General features: G+C 61.1%; 13 protein-coding genes. 8 read left to right on the top strand and 5 right to left on the bottom strand.

Annotation, left to right across the window (positions count from 1 at the left end):
* The first annotated feature begins 109 nt into the window (after positions 1 to 109).
* The 5 genes from H8S55_RS05155 to H8S55_RS05135 all read left to right on the top strand — a co-directional run bounded on the left by H8S55_RS05155 (position 110) and on the right by H8S55_RS05135 (position 6467).
* A complete protein-coding gene (locus H8S55_RS05155; RefSeq protein ID WP_186878075.1) occupies positions 110 to 2152 on the top strand; it encodes an LTA synthase family protein in 2043 nt (680 codons plus the stop codon).
* Between the two features lie 225 nt (positions 2153 to 2377).
* Entirely contained in the window at positions 2378 to 3553 is a 1176-nt protein-coding gene (locus tag H8S55_RS05150) for an ABC transporter ATP-binding protein (RefSeq protein ID WP_186878074.1), read from the top strand.
* A complete protein-coding gene (locus H8S55_RS05145; RefSeq protein WP_186878073.1) occupies positions 3543 to 4427 on the top strand; it encodes an ABC transporter permease in 885 nt (294 codons plus the stop codon). Before H8S55_RS05150 ends, H8S55_RS05145 begins: the two co-directional genes overlap by 11 nt.
* Positions 4424 to 5287, top strand: coding sequence for an ABC transporter permease (locus H8S55_RS05140; protein WP_186878072.1), 864 nt, complete (start codon positions 4424 to 4426; stop codon positions 5285 to 5287). The genes H8S55_RS05145 and H8S55_RS05140 overlap by 4 nt, the downstream gene beginning before the upstream one ends.
* A 64-nt stretch (positions 5288 to 5351) precedes the next feature.
* A complete protein-coding gene (locus H8S55_RS05135; RefSeq protein ID WP_186878071.1) occupies positions 5352 to 6467 on the top strand; it encodes an ABC transporter substrate-binding protein in 1116 nt (371 codons plus the stop codon).
* Positions 6468 to 6846: 379 nt separating this feature from the next.
* On the opposite strand, the gene H8S55_RS05130 is transcribed toward H8S55_RS05135, so the two are convergent.
* From H8S55_RS05130 to H8S55_RS05115, 4 genes are all read right to left on the bottom strand, one after another.
* Positions 6847 to 7524, bottom strand: coding sequence for a single-stranded DNA-binding protein (locus H8S55_RS05130; RefSeq protein ID WP_186878070.1), 678 nt, complete (start codon positions 7522 to 7524; stop codon positions 6847 to 6849).
* 80 nt (positions 7525 to 7604) lie between these two features.
* A complete protein-coding gene (locus H8S55_RS05125; RefSeq protein ID WP_186878069.1) occupies positions 7605 to 8795 on the bottom strand; it encodes a TPM domain-containing protein in 1191 nt (396 codons plus the stop codon).
* Positions 8796 to 8917: 122 nt separating this feature from the next.
* Complete coding sequence (locus tag H8S55_RS05120; RefSeq protein ID WP_186878068.1) at positions 8918 to 10114, bottom strand: toxic anion resistance protein; 1197 nt, start codon at positions 10112 to 10114, stop codon at positions 8918 to 8920.
* Between the two features lie 40 nt (positions 10115 to 10154).
* The gene (locus H8S55_RS05115; protein ID WP_186878067.1) at positions 10155 to 10892 is read right to left on the bottom strand and encodes a 5-bromo-4-chloroindolyl phosphate hydrolysis family protein; all 738 of its coding nucleotides are present in this window, start codon (positions 10890 to 10892) and stop codon (positions 10155 to 10157) included.
* A gap of 181 nt (positions 10893 to 11073) precedes the next feature.
* On the opposite strand from H8S55_RS05115, the gene ilvA reads away from it, so the two are divergent.
* The 3 genes from ilvA (at position 11074) to recR (ending at position 13844) form a co-directional block, all read left to right on the top strand.
* Positions 11074 to 12291: a threonine ammonia-lyase gene (gene ilvA, locus H8S55_RS05110; RefSeq protein WP_186878066.1), complete on the top strand. Its 1218-nt coding sequence runs from the start codon at positions 11074 to 11076 to the stop codon at positions 12289 to 12291.
* Positions 12292 to 12560: 269 nt separating this feature from the next.
* Positions 12561 to 13211: a ribulose-phosphate 3-epimerase gene (gene rpe / locus H8S55_RS05105; RefSeq protein WP_147561178.1), complete on the top strand. Its 651-nt coding sequence runs from the start codon at positions 12561 to 12563 to the stop codon at positions 13209 to 13211.
* A gap of 30 nt (positions 13212 to 13241) precedes the next feature.
* Complete coding sequence (recR, locus tag H8S55_RS05100) at positions 13242 to 13844, top strand: recombination mediator RecR (RefSeq protein ID WP_186878065.1); 603 nt, start codon at positions 13242 to 13244, stop codon at positions 13842 to 13844.
* 496 nt (positions 13845 to 14340) lie between these two features.
* Here the strand turns inward: recR and H8S55_RS05095 are convergent, their stop codons facing one another.
* A complete protein-coding gene (locus tag H8S55_RS05095) occupies positions 14341 to 14958 on the bottom strand; it encodes a stage II sporulation protein R (protein WP_243200472.1) in 618 nt (205 codons plus the stop codon).
* Positions 14959 to 14965 lie beyond the last annotated feature (7 nt).

The following is a 14965-nucleotide window of genomic DNA, read 5'->3' as shown; positions in this document are numbered from 1 at the left end:
AAAAGAAAACGGCTCTCCAAATTCGTTGACAGGGGGGTGGCGGGCGAGTAAAATAATGAAAACTGCCGTTGACGATAAACGGATATCCTTTCCTTTTAGGAGGCATACCATGGATGGCATGGAGAAACTAAGCCGGCGCTTTCGGACCCTGCTCCGGCCCCGGCTGCGTCTGGCGCGGCCCGGATTCTATTTCCTGGTCGTCATCTATTATGAGGAACTGTTTTTAAAGCTGTACTGTCTCCATGGCATCTCGCCAATGGGGGCTTTGTTTACCCTGCTGTTCACCGTCCCCATCGCCATGGGCCTGGGGCTGCTGTGCGGCGGAGTGTCCCCCGGGAAGGGCAGGGTGCTGCTGGTGCTGTGTACCGGGCTGATCTCTCTGTGGCTGGGGGCCCAGGCGGTGTATTACCACCTGTTCAAGACCTTTCTCACCATCTTCTCTCTGACCAAGATGGGCATGGTGGCCGGGGCCTTTGGAGGCATGGCCACTGCTGAGATCATTTTAAACTGGTTCCCCATCCTGATGATGGCACTGCCGGTGATCTTCGCCGCCCTGTGGCGAAAGAAGCTGGTCCTGGACCAGCCAGACCCGGCGGGGCTGCGCATCCGGTGGGCCGTGGCGGCCATTCTGGTGCAGCTGGCGGTGATGGGCGTGGTCTATCTGTGCGGCGGGGGGAACTTGTCGCTGCGCTATGTGTATTACCGCACTGCCACGCCGGAGCTGGAGATGCAGGACTTCGGCATGTTGACCCAGACCACCCTGGAGGTCCGCCGCCTGGTGGGCGGCATCGCCCCGGACGACCCGGATATGCGGGACCGGCCCAAGTGGGTCCGCCCTCTGAACCGGACCGGCCCAGAGAAAGAGCAAAAATACGCCTCGTCCAAATATAACATCATGAACTTCGACTTTGACAAGCTCATCGACCAGGAGACGGACGAGACCCTGCTGGAGGCCCACAAGTGGTTTGCCCAGCGGGAGCCCTCGGAGAAGAACCAGTGGACGGGCTATTTCAAGGGGAAGAACCTGGTGTGGATCGTGGCCGAGGGCTTCTCCACCCTGGCCATGGACCCCCAGCGCACCCCCACGCTGTGGAAGCTGTCCCACCAGGGATTTACCTTTGACCACTTTTACACGCCGCTGTGGGGGGTGTCCACCTCGGACGGGGAATATGTCACCACCACCGGCCTGGTGCCCAAGTCGGGGGTGTGGAGTTACTCCCTGTCCTCGGAAAACTATATGCCCTTCTCCCTGGGCAATCAGTTCCGGGACCTGGGCTACCGCACCATGGCCTTCCACGACTATCTCTATAACTACTATGACCGCAACCGGTCCCACCCCAACATGGGCTATGAGTATATCGCCCTGGGGCAGGGGCTGAGTTTGGACTCCGCCGATGCCTTCCCCGCCTCTGACCGGGAGATGATGGAGAAGATCGTACCCATGTTTGCCGACCAGGACCCCTTCATGGTCTATTGTCTCACGGTGAGCGGCCATCTGAACTATAACCTGGAGGAGAACGCCATGGCCCGCAGGCACTGGGACGAGGTGAAGGACCTGCCCTACAGCGACAGCGTCAAGTGCTATCTGGCCTGCCAGCAGGAGCTGGAGCTGGCGGTGAAGAGCCTGGTGGACCAGCTGGAGGCGGCGGGCAAGCTGGACGACACGGTGATCGTCCTGTCCGCCGACCACTACCCCTATGGCCTCACCGACGAGGAGTACAGCGAGCTGCTGGGCCACACCGTGGACCCGGTGTTCGAGATATACGAGAACACCCTGATCCTGTGGAACGATCAGATGAAGAAGCCGGTGGAGGTGGACAAGTACTGCTCCAGCCTGGACATCGCGCCCACCCTGTCCAACCTGTTCGGCCTGGAGTATGACTCCCGGCTGATGATGGGGACGGACATCCTGTCTGACCAGCCGGGGATGGTCATCTTCTCCAACTACAGCTTTATCTGCCAGGATGGGTGGTATAACTCGGTGACGGACGAATACCGCCGCTGGGACGGGGCCGAACCGGACATGAGCGTGGCCGCGGCCAAGCTGGCGGAGGTGCAGAACCGTGTGGCCTATTCGGCGGTGATTTTGGATTATGACTATTATCGGCTGCTGTTCTGGGACGTGCGGCCAGCCAAGGCAAAAACAGGATAAAATGCCCGGCTGGGGCGGGAAAACAGGCTCCCCGCCCCGCCGCCGTTCTCCACAGAAAGATCCCAGGTAAAATCCAAGAGAAATTTGGGGAAAAATGATTGACATTTCTGGGGGGAACAGATATAGTTGAGCTTGCTATCTGCCTGACGCTCTGTTCAGCAGGAAGGGACGGAGCGATGAAACAAGGGAGCTGGAAACGATAATTTTTGAAATGGGGGAGGATACATGTCCAAAGAGTTGATCCGCCTGGACAACTGTACCATGGCTTTCGACAACGAGATCGTGCTTGATCACATCAACCTGTATATCAATGATAAGGAATTCCTCACGCTGCTTGGCCCCAGTGGATGCGGCAAGACCACCACCCTGCGCATCATCGGTGGTTTTCAAACGCCCACCTCTGGCGATGTGTTGTTTGACGGCGTGAGGATGAATTCTGTCCCGCCTTATAAGCGGGCCATCAATACGGTCTTTCAGAAATACGCCCTGTTCCCCCATCTCAACGTGTATGAGAACATCGCCTTTGGTCTGCGCATCCCCAAGGCGGATGCCAGCGGCAAAAAGGTAAAGCTGTCTGAAAAAGAGATCCACAGCCGGGTGATGGAGATGCTGGAGATCGTGAATCTGCGGGGCTTTGAAAAGCGGCACATCACCGCCCTGTCCGGCGGCCAGCAGCAGCGGGTGGCCATTGCCCGGGCCCTGGTGAACCGGCCCAAGGTCCTGCTGCTGGACGAACCCCTGGGCGCTTTGGACCTGAAGCTGCGCAAGGATATGCAAAACGAGCTCAAGCGCATCCAGCAGGCCATGGAGATCACCTTCATCTATGTGACCCACGACCAGGAGGAGGCCCTGGCCATGTCCGACACCGTGGTGGTCATGGACAGGGGCAAGATCCAGCAGATCGGCACCCCCGAGGACATCTATAACGAGCCCAAGAACGCCTTTGTGGCCGACTTCATCGGCGAGTCCAACATCATCGACGGCATCATGCGCTCCGACGGCGTGGTGGAGATCTTCAACCGGCGCTTCCAGTGCCTGGACGGCGGCTTTGCCCCGGACGAGGCGGTGGATGTGGTCATCCGGCCCGAGGACGTGGACATCGTCCCCGAGGACCAGGGCCAGCTGAAGGGCACCGTGACCAACGTGACCTTCAAGGGGATGCAGTATGACATCATCGTGGACTTCTATGGCTTTAAGTGGCTGATCCAGACCACCGACCTGTCCCCCGTGGGCAGCCGCATCGGCATCAAGATCGACCCAGACGGCTTCCACGTGATGAAGAAGAGCCAGTATTCCGGCCTGTTCGGGGACTACTCCTCCTATTCCGAGGAGTATGAGGAGATCTCTGACGCCACCTTTGATCCCGAGGAAGGGGATCAGGAGGGCGGAGATGAAAAATAAACGCTCCTGGCTGGCCGCCCCCTATGTGGTGTGGATGGCCCTGTTCACCGTGATCCCCATTGTGATGATGGTGGTCTACGCCTTTACCCAGGAGATCGTGGTAGACGCCGAGACCGGGGAGAAGGCCGTTCGCTTCACCCTGAACAACTTTGCCCAGATGGGCGCCTACACCGTGGTGTTCCTGCGCTCCTTCAAGCTGGCCCTCATCGCCACCGCCATCTGCCTGCTCATCGGCTATCCCATCTCCTATTGGATGGCGAAAGAGGGGGCCCAGTTTCAAAAGGCGGCCATGGCCCTGATCATGCTGCCCATGTGGATGAACTTTCTGCTGCGGACCTATGCCTGGATGTCCATTCTGGAGAACACCGGCCTGCTGAACCGGCTGTTCCAGGCCATCGGGCTTATCGATCTGGTGAACCACCTCTGCGGCACCGAGCTGCAGTATTTCCCCATGATCAACACCCAGGGAGCGGTGGTGTTGGGCATGGTATATAACTATCTGCCCTTTATGATCCTGCCCATTTACTCGGTCATCATCAAAATGGACAACTCCCTGCTGGAGGCGGCCCAGGACCTGGGGGCCAACTCGGCCCTGACCTTCCGCAAGGTCATCCTGCCCCTGTCCCTGCCGGGGGTGCTCTCCGGCATCACCATGGTGTTTGTCCCCGCAGTGTCCACCTTTGCCATCTCCCGCCTGCTGGGCGGCAACAACCAGACGCTGCTGGGCAACCTCATTGAGATGCAGTTTGTGGGCACGGCCTATAATCCCCACTTGGGCAGCGCCATTGCCATGGTGATGATGGTCGTCGTGGTGGTCTGTATGTATGTGATGAATCGCTTTGGCGAGGGCGAGGAACAGGCGGTGATGTTATGAGTCTGAAACAGCGGCCGTCCCTGTTTGGGCGTATCTCTATGGGGCTGGTGTTTTTGTTCCTCTATGCCCCCATTTTCGTGCTCATCGTATTCTCCTTCAATAACTCTAAAAGCCGCACCGTGTGGAACGGCTTTACTCTGAAGTGGTATGCCGAGCTGTTCCGGGACAGCCAGATCATGAACTCCCTGTACACCACCCTGCTGGTGGCTCTGCTGTCGGCGGCCATCGCCACCGTGGCGGGCACCTTCGCCTCCATCGGTTTTTACAACATGAAGCGCCGGGTGCGGGAGCCCCTGATGACGGTGAACAACATTCCCATGATGAATGCGGACATCGTCACCGGCGTCAGCCTGTGTCTGTTCTTTGTGGCGGCCTTTGCGGGCTGGAACAGCTTTGTCACCTGGATGGAGCAGACCTATCGCCTGACGGCCCCACGGCTGTCCCTGGGCTTTACCACCCTGCTCATCGCCCACGTGAGCTTTAACATCCCCTATGTGATCCTGTCCGTCATGCCCAAGCTGCGGCAGATGGACAAAAACCTCATCGATGCGGCCCAGGACCTGGGCTGTACCTGGATGCAGGCGTTCTGGAAGGTGGTGGTGCCCGAGATCAAGCCGGGCATCGTCAACGGGATGCTCATCGCCTTTACTATGAGCGTGGATGACTTTGTCATCTCCTATTTCACCGCCGGGCCCAAGACCAGCACCCTGGCCATGACCATCTACGGCATGGCAAAGCGGCGCATCAGCCCCAAAATGAACGCCGTGTCCACATTGCTGTTCGTGTCCGTCCTGCTGCTGCTGATCATCGTCAACGTGCGGGAGGCCCGGCAGGAGAAGGCCCGCCAGGCCAAGCACTGAGCGGGGCAATCTGGTCTTTCCGGCCTGAGGCCGAGAGATATATTTATTTGGGAGGAATGATCCATTGAAGAAAATCGTAGCCTTGACCCTCGCCTGTACCACGGCGATGGGCCTGTTCCTGTCCGGCTGTGCCATGGAGGATGATGCCGCCGGTTCCAACAGCAGCAGCACCGGCACACAGCGCGAGGTGGTCGTGTGCGGCTGGGGTGAAAACATCGACGAGGACCTGTTTGACCTGTTCGAGGAAAAGACGGGCATCAAAGTGATCTATCAGACCGCCGAGAGCAACGAGATGATGTACTCTAAGGTGGCCATGGGCGGCTCCGGGTATGACGTGATCGTGCCCTCTGACTATATGATCGCCCAGATGGCCGAGGAGGGCCTGCTGGCCGAGCTGAATTTTGACAACATTCCCAATTTCAGCCTGATCGCAGACCGGTTCAAGAACTTGCCCTATGACCCGGAGAACCTGTACTCCGTGCCCTACACCTGGGGCACTCTGGGCATCATCTATAACCCCACTATGATCGATAAGGAGATCGACAGCTGGGAGGCCCTGTTTGATATGCAGTACGAGGGCATGACGGCCATGATCGGCAACCCCCGGGATGCCCTGGCCACCGCGCTGATGTATCTGGGCTATTCCATCAACACCACCGACGAGGCTCAGATCCGCGAGGCCTACGACCTGATTGCCGTGTCCAAGGCGGCTGGCGTGTATCAGGGCTTCTTCATGGACGAGATCTACGACAAGATGGAAGTGGGGGAGACCGCCCTGTGCACCTACTATGCCGGGGACTACCTGTCCATGTATATGAACAACCCCGACCTGAAGTATGTCATCCCCAAGGAGGGCTCCAACTGGTTTGTGGATGCCATGGTGGTGCTGAAGGATGCCAAGCACAAGACCGAGGCGGAGGAGTGGATCAACTTCATCTGCTCCACCGAGGCCTCCCTGCGGAACATGGACTTCATCTGGTATGCCTCCCCCAACCAGGAGGCTCTGGAGCAGTACCCCGCCTATTATGAGGAACAGACCGGGGAGAAGCTGCCGGACGAGGTCTATCAGGTGATGGCCGCCCCCCAGGAGGTGCTGGACCAGTGCGAGATGTATCTCAACCTGCCCGCCGAGACCCGTACCCTGTATAACGACCTGTGGACCCAGATGGGCGTGGAGTGATCCAAGCCTGAAAAAAGCGTCGGCCAGGCCGGCGCTTTTGTTTTTAAATCGTTTACAGACTGTTCCCGGATTCGTGAAAATTCGGCTTGGGATCTCTGCTAGAATAGGGGCAGATCGGAGCTGAGACGCCCGGTTTGGCATCCGCCTGAAAGTCCGCGGCGAAAAAACCGCGGCCCGAAGCAAAGAGAGAACATAGGCGCATTTCCGGCGCCGCCCACTGCCGCCCCAAGGCTGCGCCCCGGGGCAGCAGACCAAAAGCAGCCCGTCTTATCTATAAGGCGGTGAGAATATAAAATATGACCCGCCCGGTGCTGTTTGTCCAGTGTCGGGCGGGTCATATGTGGAATAGCGGATAGGAAGAAGCGAGGGCGGTCTGGACTTACAGACCGCCCTCGGCGTGTGCAGCTTGCGTATGGAGCAAAACGGGCTCTGGGGGAGAGGAGACCTCCTCCTGAGTCAAAGACATGATGGACACCTCGAAGGCGGTGCGCTCCTCCAGACGGCCCTCGATGGTCTTGCTGTACAGGCGGCTCTGCAGCCGCCCGGTGAGCCGCACCCGGTTCCCCACGGTCAGACTGCCGCATAGATGGGCCAGGCTGCCCCAGGCGATGCAGGGGAGATAGTCCGCCCGGCTGTACCGCCGGTTCACCGCTAGGATCATGTCGCAGATGGTCCGGCCCAGGGGGGTGGAGCGCAGAGCAGGGGGCTTGCACAGGGTACCGGTGAGCTCCAGTCGGTTTTCATCCGGGCCGGAGCAGGGGAGGACAGACCGGGCGAAGGTGCTGATGACCAGCTTGCTGCCCGGACCGGAGCGGTTGTTGAAGGTGCGGACCTCTCCGGCGACGGTGACCTCCTGACCCAGAACGGGCGGTCCCAGCTGGGACAGCAGTCCGTCGGGCAGAACCACATGCAGCCGGTCCTCCACGCCGGACAGGCGAGCCACGGCCAGGGGAAAGAGATAGAACGCGACACCATGGTTCTCGTGGGAGAGGACGGGGGCAGCTTCCAGCCGCCCGTGGAGCCGGATACGGTTGAGGTCAGCGGGGGTGGGTCTCATGGGGCATCACACTCCTGATTCGTTTGTTCCCCAAATCATATGAGAAACGGGCCGGGAGTATGCCGGGAAAGGGAGGAGGTTCAGCGTCGGCCAAAGCCGCCGCCCCGGGAGCCGCCGCCGAAGCCGCCGCCTCTGGGAGCGCCGCCGCCAAAGCCGCCGCCTCTGGGAGCGCCGCCGCCAAAGCCGCCGCCCCGGGAGCCGCCGCCAAAGCCACCGCCTCTGGGAGCGCCGCCGCCAAAGCCGCCGCCTCTGGGAGCGCCGCCGCCAAAGCCGCCGCCTCTGGGAGCGCCGCCGCCAAAGCCGCCGCCCCGGGAGCCGCTGCCAAAGCCGCCGCCCCGGGAAGTGCTCCCAAAACCGCCGGGGCGAGAATTACCACTGTGACCGCCGGGGCGAGGTCCACCGCCAAAGCTGCCGGGACCGCCGGGCCGCCTGGGACCGGGGCCGCCGGGGCCACGGGGAGGCGGGGGAGGAGGCTGGTGCCAGCGGCGGCGATACCAGCCGTAGGAGGGTCCGTGCCAGAACAGCAGGGGCCGGAAGAGAACGGGCGGATCTACCACACCGTAATACCGCTGACGATAGGAGGAGTAGCGCAGGCGGTCGATGATGCTGAAGATCACCAGCAGAATGACCAGCAGCATCAACAGGCCCACCAGAGCGGAGCCCTCGTCGGTGCCGTAGTCGTCATAGCTGTAGTCGCCGTCGGCGGAGCCGGTGCCGAAGTTGGACACATAGTAGTCGTTCAGCCCGGCGCACAGGGCCAGTACGCCCTGATCCGTCTTGCCGTCCACCAGGTCCTGATAGAGGTACCGGTCCATGAAGTCGGTGATCTGGCTGTCGGACAGGGGATAGTCCGCCCCGGCGGCAAAATAGGCATCCTGAATGGAGGGGACGATGACCAGATAGGCATCATACCGCCCCAGCTCCATGCGGTTGGCCTGGTCGTAGGCGTAGTCGGCCAGACTGTCAGAGGTGGGGGCCGCAGACTGGATATCCACCACCAGGATACTGCTGTAGCGCAGGTCCCAGTTGGCGTTGTAAAGACACAGCTGCTGGCGCTGCTGCTCGGTAAGGACCCCGGGCTGGTCGTTGAGATAGCGCTGATACTGGCCGGTGGACAGGGAGCCGTCCAGGGCTGTGTCAGAGAAACTGGGGGGAGCCGCAGGCTCCGGCGTGGCGGCCGGGGCTGGCTTGCTCAGGCCGATGGCCACCGCGGCCACGATCATGGCGGCGGTGATGACCACGGCCACCCAGGTCTTTTGCAGGAATTTCATAGCATAGTCCTTTCAAAAGAGGTGTGTTTTTATAGTCCCCACCCCCTGCGGGGGCGGGGATCAAGAGCGGGAGTTTTAAATTCCCGCCCCCGGCAGGGGGCGGGAACAGGGGCAAGGGCAGATCAGCCCCGGATCTCCAGCAGCTTCTGCTTCAGCTCGCCCTCGATGCGGCCCAGCTCGGCCTCGGCCTCCCGGCGCTTCTGGGCGCCCTCGGTCTGGATCTTCATCACCTCGTCCAGGGTGGAGATGAGCTGCTCGTTGGTGTGCTGCAGGGTCTGGATATCCACCACGGAGCGCTCGGCCTCACGGGCGGTCTCGATGGTGCCCATTTTCAGCATGTCTGCGTTCTGCCGCAGCAGGTCGTTGGTCATGTTGGTCACGGCGGTCTGGGCGGCGGTGGCCTGACGGCTGTGCTCCAGCCCAAGGGCCAGTACCATCTGGCTCTTCCACAGGGGGATGGTGTTCACCAGAGAGGACTGGATCTTCTCCAGCATCTGGGTGTCGTTGTTCTGCAGCAGGCGGGTCTGGGGGCCCATCTGCACGGAGATCATCCGGGTCAGCTCCAGATCGTGGAGCTTCTTCTCGAACCGGTCCAGCAGGTTTGCAAAGTCGTTGCAGGCCTGGGCATCCTCCTGGGTGCCGGACTGGGCGGCCTTCTCCCGCAGCTGGACCAGGTCGTTGGAGCGGAGATACTCCAGCCGCTTCTTGCCGGCGATGATGTACATGGTCAGCTCTTTATAGTACTTGGTGTTCAGCTCATACATCTGGTCGAACATGGCGATGTCCTTCATCAGGGTCACCTGGTGCTCCTCCAGTACCTTGACGATGCGGTCCACGTTGGACTCCGCCTTGGCATAGCTGGCCTTCATGGCCTCCAGCTCGCTGCGCTTTTTCTGGAACAGCCCGGCCAGGCCCTTCTTCTCCGGCTGGCCGAAGGTCTTCAGCTCGCCCACCAGCTGGCTGAGGGCGTCGCCCACCTGACCCAGGTCCTTCGTTTTCACGTTGCTCAGGGCGCTTTCCGAGAAGGAGGCGATGTTCTTCTGGGCCGCCGCGCCATATTGCAGCACCAGGTTGGAGTCGGTGATATCGATCTTCTGGGCAAAGTCGTCCACCATCTTCCGCTCCGCCTCGTTGAGCATGGACTCGTCGATCTTTACGGCGTTGGCCTCCCGCTGGGCCTGGGCGGCCTGTTGGGCGGCCTGGGCCTGCTGCTGGTCGGCGTTGGGCTCCAGGGTCAGGCTGGGGGCCTGGGGCTGGGTGGCAGCGGAATCGGGGGTGAGGGTCAGCTGGGGGGTCAGGTCCATAGTCTCTTCGCTCATCTTATGTGTCCTCCTGTCATGTTCGGTATTTTAGCTGGTATTACAGATGGAGCTCCACGCCGCCGTCGGGATTTTGGCCGGACGGCTTATCCTGGGTCAGTCCCTCCCGGGCCAGCAGGTTTTCCATCACGGTGATATCGGTGGAGATGTCCAGGGCCTCCTCGCCGAACAGGGCATCCAGCTGGCGGTCAAAGGCATGGACGATGGTGTCCATCATGGCGGACACCTTGTCCTTGGTGGCAGTGATATTGTCCCCGGCGATGCCGGTGGAGTCCATCCGGTCATAGGCGTTGAGCAGCTTCAGGGTGGTGGGCAGGTAGTAGTCCATGAAGCGACGGATCTGGGGCAGCTTTTTGGGCTGGGACACCACCTGGTCCACGATCTTCCCAGTGACCTCCTCCAGGTGGTCGATCTGCTGGGACAGCCGGGGGTCGGGAATGTTGTCGTTCAGACGGCGCATCTCGCTGACGGCACGGTCCCGCTCCTTGATCAGAGCGGCCACCTCGGGAGAGAGGGCGGGCTGCCGGGACTCGGCCTTGGCTTGGACCTTCTCTTTGGTATCTTTGGCGGGCTCTTGCTTGGCCTGCTCCGGCGCTCCAGGCAGGTCATAGAGCCTGTCCGGGAACAGGGCCTTGCCCAGTACAAACACCACCCCGGACAGGGCGGCGCACAGCAGATATTGCCCCGCCGAGCGCAGGGAGAACAGCAGGGCGTACCCCAGCCAGAAAAAGCCCACCAGATAGATGGGCAGGACAGAACGCTTTACATGTTTGGCCATGTTTTTCCTCCGTAGTCCCAGTTGGGAAATAGAATGCTTTTCTCATCTTACTGCCATTGTACCCCGGTGGGCGGAGAGTGTCAAGGAAATTGCCCCGCAGGGGCGTGGTTTGCATTGACTTATGCAGGCGGAATGGAGTATGATAAGAAAGCCTATTTAGATATAAAAGGAGCGCGAAACTATGCTTACCCTCGAACAGTTCAAAGAAGCCCGAAATGTGTTGCAGGGCGTGCTGCGGCCCACACCGCTGATCCACTCGCCCTATCTCAGCAAGAGCTGCGGCAACAACGTGTATCTGAAGCCGGAAAACATGCAGGTCACTGGCGCGTATAAGATTCGAGGGGCCTATTATAAGATCAGCACTCTCACCGACGAGGAGAAGGCCCGGGGCCTGGTCACCGCCTCCGCCGGAAACCACGCCCAGGGCGTGGCCTATGCCGCCCAGGCCGCCGGTGTGGCCGCCACCATTGTCATGCCCACCACCACCCCCCTGGTGAAGGTGAACAACACCAAGGACTATGGGGCCAACGTGGTGCTCCACGGAGAGGTGTTCGACGATGCCGCCGAGCTGGCCGCCCAGCTGGCGGAGGAGCAGGGCCTGACCTATGTCCACCCCTTCAACGACCTGACCCTGGCCACTGGTCAGGGCACCATCGCCTATGAGATATTCCAGGACCTGCCCGACGTGGATGTGATCCTCATCCCCATCGGCGGCGGCGGTCTGGCCGCCGGCGTGTCCACTTTGGCCAAGCTGCTCAACCCCAATGTAGAGGTCATCGGCGTGGAGCCCACCGGCGCGGCCTCCATGAAGGCCAGCCTGGAGGCGGGCCATGTGGTCACTCTGCCCACCGCCAGTACCATCGCCGACGGCGTGGCGGTGAAGACCCCCGGCGATTTGGTGTTCCCCTATGTCCAGCAGAACGTGGACCGGGTGCTGGCTCTGGAGGACGGCGAGCTGGTGGAGGCCTTCCTGGACATCATGGAGCGGCACAAGATGATCGTGGAGAATGCCGGCCTGCTCACCGTGGCCGCCCTGAAGCATCTGGACTGCAAGGGCAAGAACGTGGTCTCGGTGCTCTCCGGGGGCAATATGGACGTGATCACCATGTCCTCTCTGGTGCAGCACGGCCTCATCGGCCGGGGCCGGATTTTCACCTTCGCCGTGCAGCTGCCCGACCGTCCCGGCGAGCTGATGCGGGTGGCCGACGTGCTGGCCCGGAACAACGGCAACATCATCAAGCTGGAGCACAACCAGTTCGTCAACATCAACCGCCAGTCCGGCGTGGAGCTGCGGGTCACGCTGGAGGCCTTTGGCCACGACCACAAGAAGCAGATCCTCCAGGCCATGCGGGACGAGGGCTATCAGGTGGCGGAGCGGGACACCGGCGACCTGTACTAAGCCTGTATTCAAGCGAAAATACCGCCCCTTTGCCGTCCGCCGACGGGCTGTTGTTCCGCCGGCGGACGGCTATCTGAAAAGCGGCGGGCCGCCGAGGGCGGGACGGGGGCAAGCCAGGTCCCACAGTCCCCGCCGCCGGGACACCGGGAAGCCCATGGACTTCCGCGCTCCGCCCTTTATCCTATGCGCCCCCGGGGCAGATGGCCCCAAGGGCCTTCCCTTGCACACTCTTATACTATACAACAATGACGAAAGCGAGGCAGCTTCTCATGATCAAGATCGCCCCTTCTATCCTGTCGGCTGACTTTGGCAATCTGGAGCGGGACATCCGCCGCGTGGCCACCGCCGACTATCTCCACGTGGACGTGATGGATGGAAACTTTGTGCCCAACATCTCCTTGGGTGTGCCCGTGGTCAAGTCCATCCGCAAATGTACCGACATGTTCCTGGATGTGCACCTGATGATCGACAAGCCCCTGCGCTATATCGAGACCTTCGCCCAGGCGGGGGCCGATCTGCTGTCCATCCATCTGGAGGCGGACCACCCCACCCGCATCGCCGAGGCGCTGAAGGTTATGGATCAATGCGGCGTGAAGAAGGCAGTGGCTCTGCGGCCCATCACCTCTGCCCGAGCCATCCTGCCCTATATCGAGCAGCTGGACATGGTGCTGGTGATGACGGTGGAGCCCGGCTTCGGCGGTCAGGCGTTTATGGACGATCAGCTGGAGACCATCCGCCAGGTGCGGCAGATCATCGACCAATATAACCCCGCCTGCGAGCTGGAGGTGGACGGCGGCATCGCCCCCAAGACCGCTCCCCTGGTGGTGGAGGCCGGGGCCAATGTGCTGGTGGCCGGTTCCGCCGTCTATGGCAAAGAGGATATCCCCGCCGCCATCGCAGCCCTGCGCTGTCAGGGTTAACTTTCCCCAAAACACCCCGGAGGTTTTTTCATGGAATACTTTCCCCCCGCACTAGAAAATCTAGTGGAGCACTTTGCCAAGCTGCCCGGCATCGGCAGAAAAACGGCCCAGCGCCTGGCCTTTTATGTGCTGTCCCTGCCTCAGGAGGAGGCGGATGCCTTTGCCCAGTCCATCACCCAGGCCAAAACGGCCATCCACTGCTGCCCCGTGTGCCAGAATCTCACGGAGGGGGAGGGCCCCTGCGCCGTGTGCGCCAGCCCCAAGCGGAATCACGGCGTTATCTGCGTGGTGGCCGACCCCAAGGACGTGGTGGCTATGGAGCGCTCCCGGGAGTATCACGGGCTGTATCATGTGCTCCACGGGGTCATCTCCCCCATGAACCATGTGGGGCCGGACGACCTGCACATCAAATCCCTGGTGGAGCGGGTGGCCGCCGGGGGAGTGGAGGAGGTCATCATGGCCACCAACCCGGACACGGAGGGGGAGGCCACCGCCATGTATCTGGCCCGGCTGCTCAGGCCCTTCCAGGTGCGGGTCTCCCGCCTGGCCTATGGTATCCCCGTGGGCAGCCACCTGGAATACGCCGACGACGCCACCCTCATGCGCGCCCTGGAGGGACGGCAGGCGATGTAAGCCGAAACAGGACCGCCAGGCAGCCATCGTACTCGATAGGTACCCAGGTTTCTGGACACCGGGTCAAAATTGAATATTAGGATTCCATCATGGATGCTTCCCTAAACTCAGAGGGAGGCATCCATTTTGTTTTAGACTGGATCCTTCTGCATGATGAAGGGGCCGGGTTCATCACCTACACCTGACTTTCATGATAGAAGCTGAAAATACCCCCAATACCGGGTGTCCAGTATTGGGGGTGCAGCGTGTCGATAAACCCTTTTCTGTCATTCCGAGGAGCGAAGCGACGTGGGAATCCGTAACCCAAAAGTCGGAAATATGCTGATACTTGTGAGTTTTAGGAACGGATTGCCACGTCGGCCCATTGGGCCTCCTCGCAATGACAGGCTTTTTTGACAGTCTCTACCCCAATACCGGGTGTCCGGTATTGGGGGTGCGGATCAAATCAGCCTTGCCGGTTTTCATGTCCACCAGAGGCAAAAATCGAACATTTCGATTAAGAAAACAGCCCCTCCAGCCTGCCCAGCAGCTCCATCCCTTTGAATTTTAACACATAGGGCCCGGAGTCCCCGGTGACCAATTTGGCCTGGCCGGAGGTGAATTGCCCCGCCTGGGCGGCATCCTCTATGGTCTCGCTGGCCGCGCCCAGACACAGGGGCGGGTAGGCCACGCACCACCAGTTTTGGCCCCGGCCGTCGCCGATGACCACTCGAAGCGCCTCGTACTCCCCGGCGGGGAGGGCGAAGCCGTCGTAGGTCTTGGTGGGGAACCAGCAGCGGGTGAGCTGGGCGGTGACCCGGTCTGTACCGCCCTGGGCATCCACCACCGCCTGACCCGCCGCTGCCAGCTCGTCCAGATGGTCGGCCAGGGCGGCTCTGGCCTGGTCCAGGGTGGCTTCGGGGGGATAGAGGGCCTCCGCCCGGGAGAGTACCCCGTCCCGTACCGCCAGCTTCAGGGCCTGGTCCCGGGCCGAATCCGAGTTGGCGATGACGTGGAGCCGGACCACTCGCCCGGCCAAAGCCCGCTGCTCACCCCCCAGCCAGGCCCCCAGTACCAGGGCCAAAGCTGCGCCCAGCATCAAGGCCAGCTCCCAGCGTCTCAGTTTCCGATCCATAAAAATC

Origin of the sequence: Flintibacter faecis (assembly GCF_014287875.1) — a bacterium.
Lineage (GTDB): Bacteria > Bacillota > Clostridia > Oscillospirales > Oscillospiraceae > Lawsonibacter > Lawsonibacter faecis_A.
The sequence above is the reverse complement of the archived record's forward strand: the minus strand, read 5'-3'. Positions and strand labels throughout refer to the sequence as shown.